4 protein-coding genes and 1 pseudogene are annotated in these 3976 nt (G+C 63.6%); 3 read left to right on the top strand and 2 right to left on the bottom strand.

What is annotated here, in order from left to right; all coding sequences use genetic code 11:
- The coding region (locus tag NQ160_RS20005) for a hypothetical protein (protein ID WP_257516858.1) at positions 1-299 on the top strand (299 nt) is incomplete at its 5' end.
- Between the two features lie 155 nt (positions 300-454).
- Here NQ160_RS20005 and NQ160_RS20000 read toward each other — a convergent pair.
- A complete protein-coding gene (locus NQ160_RS20000; RefSeq protein WP_257516857.1) occupies positions 455-850 on the bottom strand; it encodes a tautomerase family protein in 396 nt (131 codons plus the stop codon).
- A 173-nt stretch (positions 851-1023) separates the two neighbouring features.
- On the opposite strand from NQ160_RS20000, the gene NQ160_RS19995 reads away from it, so the two are divergent.
- Both NQ160_RS19995 and NQ160_RS19990 read left to right on the top strand, forming a co-directional pair.
- Positions 1024-1488, top strand: coding sequence for a GNAT family N-acetyltransferase (locus NQ160_RS19995; protein ID WP_257516859.1), 465 nt, complete (start codon positions 1024-1026; stop codon positions 1486-1488).
- Positions 1489-1558: 70 nt separating this feature from the next.
- Positions 1559-1909 (top strand): annotated as a pseudogene (locus tag NQ160_RS19990) (recombinase family protein); the annotation flags it as partial.
- 454 nt (positions 1910-2363) lie between these two features.
- Here NQ160_RS19990 and NQ160_RS19985 read toward each other — a convergent pair.
- Positions 2364-3113 (bottom strand): hypothetical protein, encoded by a 750-nt coding sequence (locus NQ160_RS19985; RefSeq protein WP_257516856.1) that lies wholly within the window; start codon positions 3111-3113, stop codon positions 2364-2366.
- Positions 3114-3976 lie beyond the last annotated feature (863 nt).

Genomic DNA, 3976 nt, shown 5'->3' with positions numbered 1-3976 from the left:
CTGCAGCGGATCGACCAGATTCTGTCGTCGACGGGTCCGCCGACAGGATCGACGTCGGGACTCTTCGATACGTCGGAAACGCGGATGACTTCGACGTCTATCTCGCGCGCGCATCTGACAACAGCGAGACGCTGTGCCTTTCGCTCGTTCTCGATGACGTTTGGCAAAGCACAGATTGCGGGCGCGACTCTGTATCCGTCCGGATCAGCGACAGCGCTAGTGTCGCGGCCGAGATCGACCACCGTGGCGGGGAAGGTCGGGAGATGATCTCGGAAAACGTCTGGGTTGCCCGAAAATAGGTACAACGCAGCGGACGCTGGTGTGCTCGGGTAGCGACCGGCTAGTGGGCGAGAAGCCACGAATCTGGGAGGCACGTTCGAGGGTCAGCGAAGATAGCGCCCGTCTGGATTTCCGGCAGAGACCTGTACGCGAGCGCGAGGGATGCTTGGCGAGATCAGACGTTCACGGTGAAGCCGAGGTCGACGTCGCTAGCGGCGTGCCCGCCGCCGACGCCCCAGTTTTCGAGAGCGATCTCGTGAAGGATGGTCGACACATGATCGCGGGGAATGCCTAGCGGCTCCAAACCCTCGACGATCGCTCGATAGAGTCGCCGCTTGGCGGTCAGGCTTCGACCGGCGAAACAGTCGATCGAGATGATGGTCCGGTACTCCGGATGTGCGAGCTCAGGCGCGCACATGAATCGCTCTGGTTCGTGGACGACCAGACGCACGTTGCGGTCCTCGGCCGGGATCTCGAACGCGCGAACGAGCGCTGCGTGGACGGCGTTCATGATGGCAAGCTCTTGGTCGGCTGCGTACTGACGGCGGACTTCGATGATGACGGCGGGCATCGCACCATTATCTCCACGCCGTTCGGCCACGTCACGGGTGGGCCCCGGACTAGTCGACTCATCGTGGGTGGCGCTCATCTGCCTCCCCCCTCCACCTCTACACAACCTCCACGCAACGCGCGCAAGTGGACCCACTTGCGAACCCTCTATCCCTCAGTGAGTCTCGTCGGGTGATGGACGTGGTGGTTCGCGACGGCACTCCGGATGACGCCCCGAGTCTGGCGGTACTGAAGCTCGCATGGGCGAACCGTCATCACGCGACCGTTGAAGAAAGTCAATCTTTCGCCCGAGACCTCGCCTCGTGGATGGCGTCACAGGGTGATTCACTGCTGACGCGGGTAGCGGAGCACCGTGGCGATCTTGTCGGCATGGCGTGGCTCGTCGTCTTCGACCGAGTCCCGGACTTCAGCGATAGGAATCGAAGAACCGGCGACGTGCAAAGCGTCTTCGTCAACCCCGAGTTCCGGCGTCGAGGAATCGGGCATGCGTTGGTGAGCTCGCTCGTCGATGCGGCCGACCGGCGAGGAATTCCGCGGATCACCGTCAGTTCGAACGATGCTGCGACGCGACTCTACCTGGGGACAGGTTTCGAAGCATCGCCGCGGCTCCTCGAACGCCGACTCAACCAGGAACGCTGATGGACCCTCATCGTGTGGCGTCAGTAGCGCGGCAGGACGCTGGGCCTATGGATGGAATACAGATTGGAAGATTGGATACGCCAGGGTCTCGACCACGGATCAGGACCTCACCGCTCAACGCGACGCACTGCTGCGTTTGGGCGTTCAGGACGCGCACATCTACGTCGACCATGGCATGACCGGCGCGAATCGCGCCCGACCGGGATTGCGGGAGGCGCTTGCCGCGGTGCGAAGCGGAGACACCCTCGTCGTAACGAAACTCGACCGGCTCGCCCGGTCGCTGCGAGATGCGCGCGAGATCGCGGATGAGTTGACGTCGAAAGGCGTCGCACTCAGCCTCGCCGGGAACCGATACGATCCCACCGATCCCGTTGGTCGACTGCTGTTCAACGTGCTCGCCATGGTGGCGCGCGGACGCGCCCGTCACGCGGTGGGTCAGTCCACCTTCTTCAACGGACTAGTTAGTCCCGGTGGACCGGGAGACGTCGCTCGTCTGCGAGCTGCCGGGAATATGACAACATCCCGTGCGTGATCGCGAGCCGAATCACCATGTAGATGAGCAGCAGGTTGATGATCAGCCCCAAGAGACCAGCCGATATCACCAGGATCCAGTAGTGCGACTGAGAAGGGTCGAGAGGCATGCCTTCAACGTAGTGGCGGCGGCGATCCGTCCCGCTCGCGCCGCGTCGGTGAGGCGTAACTGCGGCCTTGAGCCAGAAAGCCCGCATGCGGATCCACCGACGCGCGTGAGCTAGTAAACCGGCGATGGCCCAACACCGCCCCGCTCGCCGTGGGCACGCACCCATCTGTTCACGCTTTCGCGGAGGAGGTCTTTCCGCTGGGTTCAGCGAATGGGATCATGCCAGCGTCCGAGCTCAGGAGCCTTCTTGTCGGCGCCTCGGTCGTGATGCTCTGGTGCCGTCGTGACGTCGTGGTTTGGTGCGCAGCCCCTGGTTGACGATTCCAGCGGCGATGAGAAGGATTCCTAGCGTGTACAGGGCCAACACCGCCAAGCGGAACACCGTTCCCGTGCCATCGATGCGACCTCCGACCTCCAACACGACCAGGAGGTGAGAGCTGAAGAGCAGCGCCGCTCCGAGACCGGTACAGATGTCCACCACGAACGCGGTCGTAGCTGTGACCACCAGCAGCAACAGGTAAAGCGAGCCGACTAGGCGGAGCACAGGGCTGAGGTTGCCCCAAGTCAGCGCGAGTCCCATGGCTGCCGGGATGAGGAACAGCACCGCGACACCGCCCCGCCAGCGCAATGAACCACCTATTGGTGTCGGCTTGGTCGGGCGCGCCCGAGTTGAGACAAGCAGGATGATGAGGAGGACGTTGGCAACAGCAAATGCGGCCACGCTCAAGAACAGCCCGATTCGGCCGACACCGATCATCGCCGGGTTCCCCAAGATGTCGCCCGCGCAGAAGAACATCAGCACAAGCACCAGGAGTTTCGGACCCTGTTCCCCCCACACCCAGACGGCAAGCAGCGGCGCAAGTAGCCACGTGACAAAGCCCGACAGAGGCAGGCCCAGTGCCACGGACGCAAGCTGCGCCACCGCGACCAGCCCGAAACCAATGAGCCACGGGCTCTTCAAAGACGACGGCCGACGGGTGTCCACATCTCGAGACGCTACAGCGGCCCCGGTGCGCGACACATCATCCTGCAGACGGATCTGGCTGGCTTACACCGCAAGGATGGCCGCTGAGGTGCCGTCGATGGAACCCGCTATCTACTGCATCCCAAACACTCGGCCGGCCGCATGCAATGTTCGAAAGCGGATACTTCAGGGAGAGTCGGTGCGAGTGATGCTCGTCGGAATACCTGCTGCTTCTCGTCGGCGCTTGGCAAGCGCGTTCACCGTGAAGATCGCTGCCAAGCTCGGCGCGAACCCGGCTAGGACGATGACGACCCTGAGTACAGGGCTCTCGATCTCGAATCCCACCACGAGCGTGCTGAGGAAAGTGGCGGCAGCGCCGAGCACCAACAAGGTGCGAGTGCTCAGTGTCCGGCGGCTCACCCACCCCAGCAGTTCATGTGCACCGAGCCATACAATCACCGCGATTAGATCCCGAGCAAGGAATCCTCGCGGGCGTCTGCTCCCGTGCACCGATCCCTCAGCGGGCAGCTCCTCGGGAATCGTGGTCAATAGTCGCGTATGGGGCCGCTAGGGATCGCTCCAGGGCCGTCGCGCGATCGTTTGTCACAATGCGGCAGTTGATGGCGGAGTTTCCCGAGAGCGTTGGCGCCGACCCCCGAGCAGTGCCCCGCCCTGCGGGACCCGGCATGGGCGCCGTACAGCGCTGCCGACGAATCCGCGGCGGATGCAGTCCCTGCCGGCGCGAGCACGGCCGGCTGGCCGCCACCACGCGCCAGCTCAGCCGGCGTCTCCTGCCGGCCGTGCGAGACTCGAACCGTGAGCCTCAAGCAGCAGCGACTTCAGATCGAAGCCAAGCGCAGCACCGGTGTGCTGTTCTGCGTACT

It is taken from the genome of Microbacterium sp. zg.Y909 (genome assembly GCF_024626565.1).
Note: the sequence above shows the minus strand (reverse complement) of the source record. Positions and strands in the feature narration are given on the sequence as shown.